14 protein-coding genes are annotated in these 16,287 nt (G+C 34.8%); 4 read left to right on the top strand and 10 right to left on the bottom strand.

What is annotated here, in order from left to right:
* Positions 1 to 40 precede the first annotated feature (40 nt).
* Entirely contained in the window at positions 41 to 376 is a 336-nt protein-coding gene (locus tag PC_RS02790; RefSeq protein WP_044044797.1) for a histidine triad nucleotide-binding protein, read from the bottom strand.
* Positions 377 to 389: 13 nt separating this feature from the next.
* Complete coding sequence (locus PC_RS02785; RefSeq protein WP_011175132.1) at positions 390 to 1,262, bottom strand: MYG1 family protein; 873 nt, start codon at positions 1,260 to 1,262, stop codon at positions 390 to 392.
* A 477-nt stretch (positions 1,263 to 1,739) separates the two neighbouring features.
* Here PC_RS02785 and PC_RS02780 point away from each other — a divergent pair, with 477 nt between their 5' ends.
* On the top strand, positions 1,740 to 3,962 hold the full coding sequence (locus tag PC_RS02780; RefSeq protein ID WP_011175131.1) for an LOG family protein: 2,223 nt from the start codon (positions 1,740 to 1,742) through the stop codon (positions 3,960 to 3,962).
* Positions 3,963 to 3,995: 33 nt separating this feature from the next.
* Here PC_RS02780 and PC_RS02775 read toward each other — a convergent pair whose 3' ends face one another.
* Complete coding sequence (locus PC_RS02775) at positions 3,996 to 5,000, bottom strand: hypothetical protein (RefSeq protein WP_011175130.1); 1,005 nt, start codon at positions 4,998 to 5,000, stop codon at positions 3,996 to 3,998.
* A gap of 246 nt (positions 5,001 to 5,246) precedes the next feature.
* Here PC_RS02775 and PC_RS02770 point away from each other — a divergent pair, with 246 nt between their 5' ends.
* Positions 5,247 to 5,852 carry a hypothetical protein gene (locus tag PC_RS02770; RefSeq protein WP_011175129.1) on the top strand — a complete coding sequence of 202 codons (606 nt, stop codon included), beginning with the start codon at positions 5,247 to 5,249 and terminating at the stop codon, positions 5,850 to 5,852.
* A gap of 162 nt (positions 5,853 to 6,014) precedes the next feature.
* On the opposite strand, the gene PC_RS02765 is transcribed toward PC_RS02770, so the two are convergent.
* On the bottom strand, positions 6,015 to 7,043 hold the full coding sequence (locus PC_RS02765; RefSeq protein WP_011175128.1) for a hypothetical protein: 1,029 nt from the start codon (positions 7,041 to 7,043) through the stop codon (positions 6,015 to 6,017).
* A 248-nt stretch (positions 7,044 to 7,291) separates the two neighbouring features.
* On the opposite strand from PC_RS02765, the gene PC_RS02760 reads away from it, so the two are divergent.
* Entirely contained in the window at positions 7,292 to 7,897 is a 606-nt protein-coding gene (locus PC_RS02760; RefSeq protein WP_011175127.1) for a hypothetical protein, read from the top strand.
* A gap of 139 nt (positions 7,898 to 8,036) precedes the next feature.
* On the opposite strand, the gene PC_RS02755 is transcribed toward PC_RS02760, so the two are convergent.
* The 3 genes from PC_RS02755 to PC_RS02745 all read right to left on the bottom strand — a co-directional run bounded on the left by PC_RS02755 (position 8,037) and on the right by PC_RS02745 (position 10,477).
* Entirely contained in the window at positions 8,037 to 8,999 is a 963-nt protein-coding gene (locus PC_RS02755) for a hypothetical protein (protein ID WP_011175126.1), read from the bottom strand.
* 3 nt (positions 9,000 to 9,002) lie between these two features.
* On the bottom strand, positions 9,003 to 10,031 hold the full coding sequence (locus tag PC_RS02750) for a DUF1207 domain-containing protein (RefSeq protein ID WP_011175125.1): 1,029 nt from the start codon (positions 10,029 to 10,031) through the stop codon (positions 9,003 to 9,005).
* Between the two features lie 260 nt (positions 10,032 to 10,291).
* Entirely contained in the window at positions 10,292 to 10,477 is a 186-nt protein-coding gene (locus PC_RS02745) for a hypothetical protein (protein WP_044044795.1), read from the bottom strand.
* A gap of 145 nt (positions 10,478 to 10,622) precedes the next feature.
* On the opposite strand from PC_RS02745, the gene PC_RS02740 reads away from it, so the two are divergent.
* Positions 10,623 to 11,477 (top strand): M48 family metalloprotease, encoded by an 855-nt coding sequence (locus PC_RS02740; RefSeq protein ID WP_011175123.1) that lies wholly within the window; start codon positions 10,623 to 10,625, stop codon positions 11,475 to 11,477.
* Between the two features lie 45 nt (positions 11,478 to 11,522).
* Here PC_RS02740 and PC_RS02735 read toward each other — a convergent pair whose 3' ends face one another.
* The 3 genes from PC_RS02735 to nuoL are packed head-to-tail and all read right to left on the bottom strand — an operon-like array spanning position 11,523 to position 16,286.
* Positions 11,523 to 12,965 (bottom strand): NADH-quinone oxidoreductase subunit N, encoded by a 1,443-nt coding sequence (locus tag PC_RS02735; RefSeq protein WP_011175122.1) that lies wholly within the window; start codon positions 12,963 to 12,965, stop codon positions 11,523 to 11,525.
* Positions 12,962 to 14,407, bottom strand: a complete 1,446-nt coding sequence (locus PC_RS02730) for a complex I subunit 4 family protein (protein WP_011175121.1) — start codon at positions 14,405 to 14,407, stop codon at positions 12,962 to 12,964. The genes PC_RS02735 and PC_RS02730 overlap by 4 nt, the downstream gene beginning before the upstream one ends.
* Entirely contained in the window at positions 14,400 to 16,286 is a 1,887-nt protein-coding gene (nuoL, locus tag PC_RS02725) for an NADH-quinone oxidoreductase subunit L (RefSeq protein ID WP_011175120.1), read from the bottom strand. The genes PC_RS02730 and nuoL overlap by 8 nt, the downstream gene beginning before the upstream one ends.
* Between the last annotated feature and the right edge of the window lies 1 nt (position 16,287).

Genomic DNA, 16,287 nt, shown 5'->3' with positions numbered 1-16,287 from the left:
TAATTCGGGAATCATCCAAATGGATAGATTTTTGAAAAAGTTATCCCAAGCTTCCTAATTGACGTCCTCCAATTAAATGGAAATGCAAATGAAAAATAACCTGCCCAGCCATCGTTCCATTATTTGTGACCAACCGATACCCTTCTTCAATATTAAATTGCTTGGCAAGTTGCTGAGCAATGACTACGATTTCGCTCACGAGTTCAAGATCTTCTTGTTGGATAGACTGTAAATTCGGAATTTCTTTTTTGGGAATAATAAGTAAGTGGACTGGAGCGACTGGATAAAGATCTTTGATGACCATAATGCGTTCATTTTCAAAAACTTTTTCTGCTGAAAGCTCGCCTTTAATAATTTTTCCGAATACTGTCGTCATCAATTAAAATCTCCTAAGTATACTTTAAGGTGTAATCTAAAGCTTTCAATGCATCTTCTTTTGTTTCCCAAACCGATATAAAACGCCCTTTATGGCAAAAAACTGCACCCGGAATACCCGAAACCCTTTTTAGGTCTTCCTCTAATAACCCAGCCCATTCTTTGGGTTGTGGTAAACGAACTTTCATTCGATCTTGGTAAGAAGGAGGAATTCCTCTTAACTTCCAATGAGGACCTGAAGGCATAATTACAAATAATGCCGGATGCTCTTCTCCTTTCAACTCAAAGAAAATTTCAAGCCAAGGCAAATTTTGATCAAACATTAAACATTCTTTTGATTTATTCATGCATTCAGCAATAATTTCACGGCAAGATTGAGTATATTTAAATCGTTCCCATAAACGATCTAAATGTTCATAAACAAATTTTAGAGCTTTATGAAAAGCTTGATCTTGCTCTTCATGAGCACAATCGTAATGAATAGGCGTGAAATTAGAAACAATGTGAGAAATTGAGCAATATCCAGGAATCAAAGGATCTCTTCCATTATCATGAGCGTCTATTCCCATGACTAAAGATGCGTTAAAAAGCTCGTATTCATTGGGTTTCAATCGTTCAAGATGCTTTAAATATTTGAGAATCATTCCCGCACTACTCATAGGCCCTTGATAATCTACTTGATGATGATCAAAAATTTTTTGAGAAGGATCATAAATACCTCCTACATCACAAATATATTCGCATGTATTTAAAATTTGTAAATCACGTGTGCGAATGATCTTATTTTCATCAATCAAATCAAAAAGCATTAACAAAGCACATGCGGTAACTTCATCTGCATGAAATGTTCCATCATGCGTGCCACAGCTTCTTGGGTTTTTCTGCATATTATCTCACTTAAGCCTATCTAGTCGAAAACTTTTCTAATTAAAATTCGCAGCAGATAAAGACCATAAAAAAACATAAAAAATAATTATGGCAGAATAATATTTTAGAAAAAAGCTCTATCTATCCTTTCCTAAAAACTTGTTCGAGTCTCTACATTAAGACTCTTTTTTTTATCTTTATGAACAAAACAGCAGCAATAGCAACTTCTTTTCAATCATGAACTTCCCATTATCATCCCCTATGAATTTAGGAATCAACTTGCTTAAAATAAAAGCTTTAAACTCATTTCTATTTACAATAGTTCCTAATTCATTAGCTTTACACTTTCACCTCCCTATGTAAATTTATTTTTTTATTAAAGGTATAAACAACTACTCCACAATTTTAAAAAGCTTAGAAGCAGACTTTAAGCTTTTATAGGCATACAAAATAGGAACAAAAATAAAAAATTTAGTTGGGCAAGAAAATTAAATAGAATGTTAAAAAACAATGAATTGACAAAAAGTTGCTTTAATTTAAATGTTATGGACAGCTCAGATAAATCCCCCTCTAATCAAAATGAATTAAAAAAACATAAAATGGCTATGGAAAGTAATATTGACTTCTATCATTACGATTTAGCTACCCCTGATGGCTCGATCACAAACCTTAACCGAATTAATGAAAAAACTGCTGAAGCAACAGTATTTATCCAAAATATCTCTCCGCATTTTGTCGGTTTCCAGATCGACCCCCATTTGATTTTGTTTAATATTAAAAGCACTCTTGCACAATTAGGTTTGGATGGAATTGGATTAAATTTTGAATTAGACAAAAAGAACTTATGTGCTCAAGTCCATACTAAACTCAATGCGATCGGTCCTATTGCAATTGAAATGTTAAAATTATTAGAAATAGGAAGTTCACTCGGAAAATTATTTGCGGCTGATGAAAGACGTCGTGTGAGAGATCCGGATTATTTAAGTCGAATGTTTGGGCGATCTGATAGAAGAGGTAAGCCCCTTTTATCTTTAGGAGGTTTGCATGGAAGCAATGACCTTATTTTGGATAAATTAGATGGACGAACAATAGTTTATTTAACTCTTCAAAATGGACGCGTTACTTACGATCCTTCAATTACAGGATTCCTTCCGACTTTGGCAAAAGCCCTTGTAACAAACACTAAAATGCGCGACATGTTACGTTTACATCAAGAATGGAATCCAATGATGACTCGCAACGTTTCTGAAGATGAAATTTTGCTTGTCCGCACATTGCCGCTCCATATTCGTACAGTATTTGCTAGAGTTGTCGATAATCTTTTATCACCAGGTTATCATCACACTTCGGCCTCTATTCTTCAACCTGATACATTTGCCTCTGGAGATATTTATGAATTATTTGGAAGTAGTAAAAGAGAAATCACCGATATTCCGTTAGAATTTTATACTTTAGAACCTTACCGTGAACATGTTTTTTTTTCAGATAGAGATCAACTACAAACGTGTTTGGAAGACAGCAAAACTCTGTTTGAAGCTTTTTCGACTGCTCCCCAACCTGTTGAAAATAGAGCAGCCGTATTTATTGTAAAAGGGCAACAGCTAAAATCTTTGAAAGAATCGGATTGGATTACAAGAGAAACAAGAACCCACGAATTTCCAGGAGCTTTTCATGGAACTCGTCAAGCTTTAATGGTCGAGCGTTATATTGAACAACAGCCCTCTTACCCATTTCTTAAAGCAATTGACAGCGGTTTGATTACGAGCCAGGGAATACTATTAACTCGTTACTTCCCTTCTCCCTTAATGAAAAGGATGTTGTTAAGCGATCAAGTTCAAAGATGTTTAAAAGGAATTTACTTCCAATACCCCTCCTTATCCCATAAAGATTTTTTCTCTGCAGAAGATAGAGCTCTTCTGCATGACCTTGAAAAATTCGCTATTCCCGTTTTTTGGGTGGATGAAGCGACAGGACAAATTTTGCAATACCTTCAAAAACCAGATCGCGATACAGGTTTTTTTGTTCCTTTAGCTCACGTAGATATATTTTTAAAATCCACTGTTTTTGGGATTTATGGCTCAAATTTATTAGCTGGGGACTTTGAACAGGAGCTTCATCACTTGTTAGCTGGAGTCTTAGAAATGCGTACGGAAATGCAACATCCTTTACTCCATAAAAATACTCCTTTAGCATTAGTCACGGGTGGAGGGCCTGGAGCGATGGAAGTTGGCAACAGGGTCGCAAAAGATCTACGTATTCTATCATGTGCTAATATCGCCGATTTTAGAGCTAAAGATGGATCTGTTGTTAATGAACAGCTTCAAAACCCTTTTGTCGAAGCTAAAATGACTTACCGACTTGATAAATTAGTGGAAAGGCAGGCTGATTTTCATCTAGACTTTCCTATTTTTTTAATGGGTGGGATCGGAACTGACTTTGAATTTTCTCTTGAGGAAGTGAGAAGAAAAGTGGGGTCGGTCAACTCCACACCCATTCTTCTTTTTGGAGAACCTGATTATTGGCAACAAAAGCTGAGTTCTCGATTTGAGTGCAATCTTCATTCAGGAACAATCCAAGGATCTGAATGGATCAGTAATTGTTACTATTGCATTCAAAAAGCTGAACAAGGCTTAAAAATTTATCGTGATTTTTTCTTAGGAAAACTTCCGATTGGTAAAGGGGGGCCAATTTATGAGCAAGGATTTAAGGTTGTCATCTAATCCTTCAATTAAATTTGTCGGAACCTTTTAAAATTAAACTTTATAAGTTAATATGGCATATTTTAAATTTGGAGGTAAATGGTCGATCAAGTTAAAAGCGGGACTTACTATATGGTGGCTACCAGCAATGACAAATAACTTGCTGCCAGGATATCGTTCTAACAGCCGATTAATGGAAGTAATTAGAAATTCGTTGCGCTTATCCGTTAATAGAAATAATTTCTCCAATAAACAGACTCCTTCGTGCATCACTTTTTCTGAAAATGTGACATCCAATGGCAAATTAGATCTTTTTTTTAACTCTATATTTGTTTTTAAGATAATAGCTTTTCTCTCCAATTCTTTAAGCATATTTAAACTTTCAACCAAAGTTAATAAATTTTCCTCAAAACCAAACAGGCGTATATTTTTTGAAATTAAATCGTAGCTACGCTTAGGACAAATTGAACTGAAATTTTGCGCCTCCTCTTGATACTCTACTCCTTCTAAAAGTAAGACATCATCGTCTTTTCCAAATTGATTGATAATTGCAATCTCTAATTGTTGATAGGCTAAAATTTTGTGATCTTCACCCATAAGAATAATATCTGCTTCCTCTAGTGAAGAAGCATTTTTATAAGCGATATTCCAATACTGGGAAAGCAGTGTTGTATCTACTGGAACACCTGTATAGTCGACCTCTTCCTCTATTGTTTGTTCGTCACTCTCATTTCCCATTGGAGGAAATGCTGAGATCAGAGAATTAATTCTATGGATTAACGCAGGACCTATTATCGGAAGATTTCCTCTTTGCTCTTCGACTGATAGGCTTAAGGGTTTTCCAAAATTTGGTTCTCTATTTAAAGAAGCAGCATTGCTTGACAAAGGCCTTATTTTTCTTTTATTGATCGCTTGATAAAGTAAATAGCCTGCTGCGAAACAACTAAATATGCCTATGGCAACCGCCATGATCGTTTTCTGACGTTTAGTTAAAAATAAAAAATGTCCCTCAAAAAAAGAAGAAGAATAGCAAGAAAAGTGGTTCGACAAAATTCTCATTTTTTATTCCTTTCTATTCTTAAAAATATATCTAGCGATATACTATATCTTATCTTTTTTTGATTTATTTTCTATTCAAATTATTGTGTGATTTTTCAAAAAAATCATTAAAGGATCATTATAGTTGACAATAGTAATTTTATTTATTAGTGTTCTTAATTGAATATGTTTACAGATTACTATTTAAATAGTACGCATATTTAATGATCAACAATAAAAATCATTTATAAGTTAAGGAGAGCAATTATGATTCCTAATGCACTGGATCAACAATTAGCTGTACAAAATCCATCGACTGCCATGCAACAAATGAATAATTTCTTGCAAGATTCCAACCTTTCTTTAGAAGATAGGTTTGAGATTATGAATAATGTATTTATTAGCTGTATGCAAATTTTTGGAAGAGTCGAAGGAAAATTAAACCAACAAATTACTCGTCTCACGAACGAAGTGAGACACCTCCAAGATAATAACGAAAACTTGCAACATCAACTTGAGGCTATAGAAGCTGAACAATACAAAGAGAAGTTAATAAAGGATTATCAAAATTCGGCTGGAATTATCAACAATATTGTATTGGCAACGGGTCTTACTTTAAGTTTTATCAATCCTATAAATATGCCTGCATCTGTTTTGGCGCTTGGAGTGTCTCATCTTTATCAAAAATCTGAAGTTTCGAATGATCTACGCTTGTTAGAAGCATTTGAACAAGAATATCGAACCAATCATCCTAATTGCTCACGATTAGAAGCGCTAAAATATGCTGATAATAAAGTGCGCGAAACGATTCAGGAGTTAGCGAACCTTGATACCCCTAATGCGGCTTCTGTTGATGGCTCCGACTATGCCTAAATTGGCTTTTATTTTAAGAGGGAAAATTTCCCTCTTATTTTTTAACTCTCACGACACTGATGATTTATTAATTTTTATTGGTGAATAAAGCTTTTATTCTCGTCTTTTTAAGCATTTTTAAAAGGATGGAATAATCTCTTCTCTGCAATTTTTAAAAACATTCTAATTTTTATAAGTTAATATGGCATACTTCACATCTGGGGGTAAATGGTCGATCAAGTTAAAATCGGGACTTACTATATGGAAGCTGCCAGCAATGACAAATAACTTGTTGTTAGGGTACCGATCTAACAGCCGATTAATGGAAGTAATTAGAAATTCGTTACGTTTATCCGTTGATAGAAATAATTTCTCCAATAAAATGACAAGTTCTTCCATCATTTTTTCTAAGGCATCATGAGGCAACCCAGATCTTTTTTTTTGCTCTATTTTTGTTTTTAGGATAACAACTTTTCTCTCTAATTCTTCAAGCATATTTGAACTTTCATCAAAGGGTAATAAGTCTACCTCAAAACCAAACATGCGTATATTTTTTGAAATTAAGTTGAAATTGTATTCAGGATAAATATGACTAAAATTTTGCGCCTCCTCTTGATACTCTATCCCTTCTAAAAGTAAGATATCATCGTCTTTTCCAAATTGATTGATGATTGCAATCTCTAACTGTTGATAGGCTAAAATTTTATGATGTTCTCCCATGAGAATGACATTAGCATCTTCTAATGAAGAAGTATTTTTATAAGCGATATTCCAATACCGGGAAAGCAGTGTTGTATCTACCGTAACACCTGTATAGTCGATCTCTCCCTCTATTGTTTGTTCAGCTCTTTCATTTTCCGTCGGAGAAAATACTGAAACCATTGAAATCATTGAGCTAACTCTTGAGATCAGAGAATTAATTCTATGGATTAACGCTGGATTCACTATCGAAAGATTTGTTTTGTGCTCTTCGACTGATGGGCTTAAGGGTTTTCCAAAATTTGGTTCTCTATTTAAAGAAGCAGCATCACTTGACAAAGGCCTTATTTTTCTTTTATTGATTACTTGATACAGTAAATAGCCAGCTATGAAACAACTAAATATGCCTATGGCAATCGCCATGATCGTTTTCTGACGTTTGGTTAAATATAAAAAATGTCCCTCAAAAAAAGAAGAATAATAGCAAGAAAAGTGGTTCGACAAAATTCTCATTTTTTTATTCCTTTCTATTCTTAAAAATATATCTAGCGATATACTATATCTTATCTTTTTTTGATTTATTTTCTATTCAAATTATTGTGTGGTATTTCAAAAAAAATCATTAAAGAATCATTATAGTTGACAATAGTAATTTTATTTATTAGTGTTCTTAATTGAATATGTTTACAGATTACTATTTAAATAGTATGCATATTTGATGATAAACAATAAAAATCATTTATAAGTTAAGGAGAGCAATTATGATTCCTAATGTACCGGATCAACAATTAGCTGTACAAAATCCTTCAACTGCCATGCAACAAATGAATAATTTCTTGCAAGACTCCAGCCTTCCTTTAGAAGATAGAATGGTAATGATGGGCCATGCTTGTAGTGAAATGTTCCGATTTATTGAAATTCGCGGAAGATTATTAAACCAACAAATTACCCATCTCACTAACGAAGTAAGACACCTCCAAGATAATAATGAAAACCTGCAACATCAACTTGAGGCTATAGAAGCTGAACAATACAAAGAAAATTTAATAAAAGATTACCAAAATTCAGCTGGAATTATTAACAATATTGTATTGGCAACGGGTCTTACTTTAAGTTTTATTAATCCTATAAATACGCCTGCATCTGTTTTGGCGCTTGGAATGTCTCATCTTTATCAAAAATCTGAAGTTTCAAATCATTTACGCTTGTTAGAAGCATTTGAACAAGAATATCGAACCAACCATCCCAATTGCTCACGATTAGAAGCGCTAAAATATGCTGATAATAAAGTGCGCGAAACGATTCAGGAGTTAGCAAACCTTGATACCCCTAATGCGGCTTCTGTTGATGGCTCAGACTATGCCTAAATTGGTTTTTATTTTAAGAGGGAAAATTTCCCTCTTATTTTTTAACTCTCACGACACTAATGTCTATTAATTTTTATTGATGAATAAAGCTTTTATTCTCACTTTTCTAAGCATTTTCAAAAGAATAGCTCTGAGTTTTTCACTGCGCTATGATATTTAGTGATAAAGGATTGGAATCTGCGTGTTTGATTTTGTCTTTATTGGCCTGTGCTGCATTGAACATAGCAACTTTGAGAAAAGGTGCAAGTTGATCGGTTGGAAAAGCCTCTTCTGGGTTAAAAGCCGCTTGTGTAAGCAAATATAAATAGTCAGATCTAACCACTTCTTGTCCTGCAACTTGTTGAATATTGCGCCAAAAATTGCGTTTATAATGGGGATGAGACTCTAGAAAAGCTTGAACTTGTGCAATTGTTGGAGCTAAAGCATTAATTTCTGGTCCTTCTTGATAATAATTTTTCCAACCTTGAAAAGCTTGTCGAACAAGGACTGGCAATTGAGATACTGAAAGTGTTTGTAAATTTTGTGTTTGTTCGTATTCTTTATTATCAATTAATTGTACATATTCTTTAGGTGCTTTTTTCCAAAATTTTGGTTGCCATTCTTCTACCTGATTTAAAAATTCAGAAAACTCTTTCGGATTGATAGGCCGTAAATTAGATTCAGAGGCTAAAAGACGGTTCCATGTATGATACAAAAATAATAAATCGGGAGGAGCTGAAACAAAATTATCTGCTTCATTCAACACAAGCGTTTCTTTGGTTGTTTGGAAACCTGGAAGATAAGCTGTTTTTTTTAATGCATTAGCACGCAAAAAAGAGGGAAACTGCCATAGAAAAACAGAAAATTCACGATTAGTCACATCGAGAAAAGGTTCTGCTTTTTTCTCTTGTTGCATAACTCCTTGATACCAATTCATACTGCCCCAAACCAAGGACATGACCATTGTTGCTAATACAATCCAAAGCCAAATGGGTAGTGACCTCAAACCAAGAGGTTGACCCTCTTGAATAAAATCTCCTTCAGTTAATAAAGGATTAATCGAAGGAGATTTTGTTTCAATGGTATCTTTATCAAAAGGGCCGTTATAACCTTCTGGATTCATAGATTAAAATCCGTATGAGCCTCTGAAACTTAAATAATGAGTGGCACGTTTACAAAACTGCCCATCCAAAGAATATCCATCATGATACTCTAAGAAAAGTCTAAATTTACGTCGAATACCTGAAACTTTTCCCCATTCCCATCCTAGCACATAAGTTTGGTTGATATGTTTTTTAAAATGAGATTGATAACGGAAGTGCATACCAAAAAAAGGTTCGCTATACAAACGATTGCAGTGGTCACGATAACCCAACTGAGAAAGTCTCAATTCTAATCCTGTTTCAAGGTAGAAAGGCCCTACTCTAAAAGAATCATCTTGGCAACAAACCCAACCCAGTACTCCATATAATCGAATCTGTTCTTTTTGCCAAGAAACAGACAAATCGATGGCTTCAATACTTGGATTACGCCGATCAAAGTGAGGATGATTAATCAAAAACTCATCACCAATATGAGTAGAAATGTGATATCCTCTTAACCGAAGAGCCCAATTACCAAAAGCATAGGTAATGGGAATACCCACATAATAGTCAGCGTCAATAAGTGGAGCAGATTTATGCAAAGGATCAAAAATTGCCCAGACTCCCCCTTCTAACTCTAATTGAAGGTCTCCTCTAAACTTCCAAATGTCACACCAACGAAAAATAGGTAATGTATCCCCAAATGATACATCAATCACGTTTTTAACCGTTGCTCGGTCATTAAAACGCCAACCTACTGAATATGTTAATTGGCGGGGATCCGCCAAAAAGGGGCGAAACATTGGAGGGCCCTCAGGCAGCCAAATTCCCCAAAGATTATGAGATCTCGCATATTCAGCATCTGTTTCTGGTTCTACTGATGACCAGCAGTTTTCATTGTAAATTTCTGGATGAGCCTCTCGATAATTATCAAGTTCTTTCGAAGCTTCAATCGTTTCAGAAATTGTTGCACTTTTGCTGCTATCATTCATTTTTTTATCAAAATTTTCTGCTAAAAGAAATGCCGAATTTAAACTCAACAAAAAGATCCAAGGCTTGATGTAGCGCATCATAGTTACTCTCACGCATGTTATTAAGAATTCCTTAAAATAGATTTTACAAAATCCCCTTTAAGTCTCTATTGTTTTTTATTCAAAAAAATCTAGGGATAGCAAAATAACGAGTAATCTGCAAGTAGAACCAAGAAAATGATATGATTTTTATCATAAATTACAAAAAAGACAGGAAAAGAAGAAAATTTTTGAAGAGTCGATGCATCTACACAATCGACGGATTTACCATCGTTTTATATTAATCTGCACCGACTTAGATATTATTGTTTTTCTAGAATCGAGCAGTGGCAAGTTTTGGTTTGTTTACACTCACATACACAAACATGTTTACATCCACAACCACTTGAACAATAAGCAGTTTTGGACGTAGGATTGACATTTTCATTTTCAGCGTAAGCAGTTGACATAAATATTAATCCCCCTACTAAAAAAAATAGATTTCTCATCTTTGCCTCCTTTGTATGCAAGTTTCTCCATAACCAATTTTTTTGTTTTTTTGAATAAGTTTTAATTAAATTCCTTAATTTCTCTTAAAGCTAACTTAAATTCACCTACTCTGCTATACCCGTAAAGGAATAAACAGGAGTTTTTATGAAAATGTATAACAATGATAGGCCTCGCCAAAAACGAGGAGGGTCTTTTTTAATTGCTTTGTTGATTGCAGCCTTTGCTTTTTTTATGTATTTTACACAAACCGAAATTAATCCCATCACGGGAGAAAAACAACAAGTTGCTCTAACTACTGATCAAGAAATAAAACTTGGTTTACAATCAGCTCCGCAAATGGCAGCCCAAATGGGTGGCGAAATTTCTTCAAAGGATCCTAGATTTCAAGAAGTTCAAAGAATAGGAAAGTTGATCTTATCCAAAACCCAAGCTAAAAAAGGCCCCTGGCAATTTAAATTTCACCTTCTCGCAAACGATAAAATCATCAACGCTTTTGCTTTACCTGGAGGACAAATCTTTATCACATTGGGATTATTAAATAAGTTACAAACGGAAGGACAATTAGCAGGGGTTTTAGCCCATGAAATGGGACATGTCATTCAACGTCATTCCGCTCAGCAAATGGTCAAAGGACAGCTCGGCCAACTTTTAGTTATGGCTACTGGAATTGGAGCTGACAACGAATCGAACCGAGGCTATCAAGCAGCCATGATTGCTAGTGTCGTTAATCAGATGTCCCAACTCCGTTATGGAAGAAAAGACGAGCTTGAAGCAGATCAATGGGGACTTAAATTAATGGAAGAAACGGGCTACCATCCAAGTGCAATGATAGAAGTGATGAAAATCTTAGAAAAGGCTTCTTCGGAAATTCATCAACCGGAATTTTTACTCACACATCCTTATCCTGAGCATCGTATTAAAATGATTACTACGTATTTAAAAAAGCATCCACCCTCTCCTCATCTAACAGAAGGAAGAAAACTTAAAGATATTTTTTAATAATCCCGTATTTTTTGATAAATTTAAGCAAATGGTTACGTTAAGTTAGTTTGATAAATGACTTAGAACCTTTAAAAAGGGAGCTGGATAAAAAGAGAGAATAATAATAGCTATAAATGAGGTGGTTCCCACAATTGCCGCTGGCATAGAGTAAGGGAGTTTTTCATCATTTTTGGATTCTGAAAACAATATTCCAATAATTCGTAAGTAATAATACGAAGAAAGAATTGTTGTGAGTAACCCAACAATAACGAGTCCATAATAACCTGCTTGAAAGGCCACTTTAAAAACATAAAATTTAGCCAAAAATCCCGCTGTAGGAGGAATACCTGCTAGGGTTAATAAACAAATAGAAAGAAGACTTGCCAGCCAAGGAGATCGACTAAATAATCCATGTAAATCTGAAAAATGAACACCTTCTTGATTTTGATCAAGATAAGCTAAAACGGCAAAACATCCAAACGTTGCAATAGCATAAATCACAAGATAAAAAGTCAAAGCGGATAAGGCTTCTTGATTTCCTATAACAACAGGAATCATTAAAAATCCTGCGTGCGAAATGCTTGAATAGGCAAAAAAGCGACGTAATTGTATTTGTTTTAATGCGACAAAATTAGCATAAATAAGAGTTGCGTAAACTAATGTATCAATCACCTGATTCCAAGCTGCATCAAATTGTGGCAAGGCTTCAAAAAATAAGCGCACAAAAGCAGCAAAAACCCCTACCTTAGTCCCTACAGCCATAAATGCCGTAACCGGGTTTGAAGCCCCAGCATAAACATCTGGTGACCAAGTATGAAAAGGAACAAGAGCCGCTTTAAAAGCCAGTCCTAAAGTTATCATGGCAATTCCACTGAAAAACAAAACTTTTTCCGTAGTTAAAGAAATCGTTTGATAAGAAGAAAGTAAAACATCTAATCGTGTCGTCCCAATTGCACCATAAACTAAAGCAATTCCATATAAGAGAAATCCAGCGACAATCGAGCCCATCAAAAAATATTTAAAAGATGATTCATGAGAAATTTCCCATTTTTTCATATACCCGCATAAAACGTATAATGAGATAGAAAGTGTTTCAATTCCTAAAAATAATGTTAGAAGATCCGCAGCGGCTCCAATCAAAATCAATCCAAAAACGGCCGATTGAAGAAGAAAAAAATATTCCCCATGCGATGCTTTGAATCTTTGAAAAAATGCAGTTGCTAAAAGAGAGGCTCCGATTCCGATTACTAAGAAAAAAACAGTAAAAAATCGTGCTAAAGTATCAAAATGAATCCAAGGATTTAACAATGAGCTATGATTAGAAGAAATTCCCCCCCATACGGCGAAAATGGATAGTGTGAGTCCACCAATAGAAATAAGAGAAGACCATTTTTTGGAACAGTTCTCACTGAAACTTTCTATAAGGATAATGATTAAAGCGGTCATTAAAACAATTAATAATGGCCCGATAGAAATAAAATCGGTTAATGTCAAAGTAGGATTCATTTTATCATCTCCTGAGTCAATACTTGCGATTTGGAATGATCAGCGTCTAAATATTTGAGAATTCCCATGGGATATAAGCCAATCCATAAGTTTAAAAAGATGAGAGGAGCGACAATCAAAAATTCTTTTTTTGTTAAATCAATCCATTGAACTTGATAAGGACTTGGCTCTTCAAAATACATTTTTTGCATCCAACGAAGCATATATATCACAGAAAATACAATTGTTAAGCCTGTAAGAGCAGTCAAATAAGGGTGTTTACCAAAAAGGCCGATAAAAATGAGTAATTCACCCACAAAATTATTAGTTCCGGGTAAAGCAATGGAAGAGAGGACAAAAAAGAATGTCAACCAGCAAAGGTTAGGCATATACCTAGCTAAGCCTTTGGATGTTCCAATTATTGTAAAACCAAGTCGATTTTCTAAATAGCCTGCAACCAAAAATAGGGCCGTAATGGTAATTCCATGGTTAAAAGCTTGTAAAATAGCTCCTTTTTGGGCAATAGGATCAAAAATAAACAGGCCTATTAAAATAAAGTTCACATGGGAAAAACTTGAATAGGCAAGTAAGCGTTTAAAATCATTTTGTCTCCAAGCTGCTAAAGCTCCATATAAAACACCGGTTATTGCTAATCCAAGTAACCAGGGACTCCACGCTTTCATTACATGCGGAAAAAGACCTAATCCAATGCGGATAATCCCATAAATACCTGCTTTAGACAACAACCCCGATAATAAAATTGTTCCCGAAGTTGATGCTTGGTAATAAGTATCAGGAAGCCAAGCATGAAAAGGAAACAGAGGTGTTTTCACTGCAAAAGCTAATAAGAATGCTGCTGCAATTAAATTAACATAAGGATAAGTAGATTCCTGAGTTGACAATTGGGCTAAATCAAAAGTTCCGAAAAGAAAATAAAGAGCTAATACGGCAGCTATCATTAAAGCCGATCCTGCGAACATATAAACAATAAATTTAATAGCTGCTTCATGACGTTTACTCCCTCCCCACATATTCATTAAAAAATAAATAGGTAATAACATCGCCTCCCAAAAGATTGTAAAAAAGACAAGATCACGCGTCATGAAAAAACCACCCAATAATCCCTGTAAAAATAAAATTAATCCATAAAACAGCTTAGGATTTGACAATTTTTCACTATTTACATTCATAAAAACAATCGGGATGATGATTGCTGTTAAATATAAAAAAAGAAGAGAAATAGAGTCGATTTCAAGTGAAAAAGTAATAGATAAAAGGGCAAACCACTCATATTGAAAAAAAGATCCTATCCAAACAAAATGGTTACCTAAAAGGAAGAAAAAAGGAATTAAACTCAATCCCAATGAAGCCCATTTTAAATGTTTTTTCTCATTAATTGGCAGGATTCCTATTAAAATCGAAGAGACAAAAGGTATTAAAAATAACCAAAACAAATTAGGCATGGAATCCCTCAATAATAAAATAAACAATCAATATACCAGCCCCTGTTACCATCCAAGCAATATATGAACGTACTTGGCCATTTTGAAATTTCTGTAACAATCCAGCTGTTTTTTGAACAACATTTGTTGCCAATAAAAGAGAGCCGTTAATGGCATGTGCTTCTACTTTACCTACAATAAAAGAAGCTAAAATTCTTAAGGGATTGACAATTAAGCTTCGATAAAGCTTTTCGACATAAAAAGAATTTTTCAAAAAAATAATAGAATTTCCAAGACTTTTATAATAGCGTGTGTAAATAAATGCAGTCATAATAACACCAATTATCGATCCTAACATAGCTATTAAACCTGTCGCAGATAAGTGAAGACCGGTACTAAGATTTTTTTCTATAGAGCTAATTCCGATCTCCTCTAAAAAATTTATTAAAGCAGGAGTAGAGTAGAACCTGAAACCTAAAAATCCCCCAACTATTGAGAGTAAACCTAAAATAGACACAGGAATTACCATCATAGCGGGCGCTTCTTGAACTTGACTAAGTTCTTGTTGAGTAGAACGGGGTTCGCCGTGAAATGTTAAACAATAAACCCGTAGCATGTACACACCCGTTAAAAGAGAAGCTACTAAACCCATACTAAAAAGCAAATGAGAACCCGATAAATACCCCAATTCTAAGATAAGATCTTTACTAAAGAATCCAGCAAACGGAAAAACTCCAGCTAAAGATAAAGCTCCTATTAAAAATAACCATCGCGTTTTAGTGAAGATTTTTGATAATCCTCCCATCTTTTCTAATGCAGTTGTGTCATACATCATGTGAACAACATTCCCGGCAGAAAGAAAAAGAAGTGCCTTCACAAATGCGTGAATAGTCAAGTGAAACATTGCTGCATAGTAAGCTCCAATCCCGCAAGCTAAAAACATTAAGCCAAGCTGGCTCACTGTCGAATAGGCGAGGACTCGTTTTAAATCTGTTTGAGCTAAGGCACAAAGCCCTGCAAAAAGAGCTGTCATTCCCCCTACTATTCCAACAACATGCAGAGTTAATGGAGATAAGTCAAACAAAGTGTGAGTTCGAACAATCAAATAAATTCCCGCTGTTACCATTGTAGCAGCATGAATTAATGCAGAAACAGGAGTTGGGCCTTCCATCGCATCTGGAAGCCAGTGATAGAGTGGCAATTGTGCAGACTTCCCTGTCGCTCCCCAAAAATAAAGCAAAGTCATGACAGTGATAATAGGAGCTCCGATTGAAAAAGTCTGCTTAGCTAATTGTGAAATCGAAGCAATATCAGTCGTTCCAAATGTATGAAGCGTTAATAATAATCCTAATAAAAAACCTAAATCTCCAATTCGATTCACAACAAAAGCCTTAGTTGCTGCTTTTGCTGCAGATGGCTTCTGATACCAAAATCCAATCAAAAGATAAGAAGCCAGTCCAACACCTTCCCAACCAATAAAAAGCATTAATAAATCACCCGCTAACACGAGTAGCAACATTGCAAAAATAAAAAAATTCAAACAAGCAAAATAGCGGGTAAAATCCTTTTCATGATCCATATAACCCACAGAGTATAGGTGAATCAAAAATCCAACTCCCGTAATGATTAGGGTCATTAATAAGGAAAGTGAATCAAGGTGCCAACTGAAATTCACTTGGATCCCATTTAATGTTAACCATTGATATAAAGGAAATGTTTGAGAATTCATTCCCGCATGAACATAAAAATAAAGTTCTCCTAAAAAAATCAGAAAGGCTAATAAAATCGTACTGCAACCGATAAAAGATGTCGTAGATCGACTGAGTCGCTGAGAATTTGTAAATAAAATCAAAAAACCTATTAAAGGTAAAAAAAGACCGAGTCCGACCATTTGCCACATA

The sequence above is a fragment of the Candidatus Protochlamydia amoebophila UWE25 genome (genome assembly GCF_000011565.2).
Taxonomy (GTDB): Bacteria; Chlamydiota; Chlamydiia; order Chlamydiales; family Parachlamydiaceae; genus Protochlamydia; species Protochlamydia amoebophila.
This window is presented reverse-complemented; position numbering and strand designations above follow the sequence as displayed.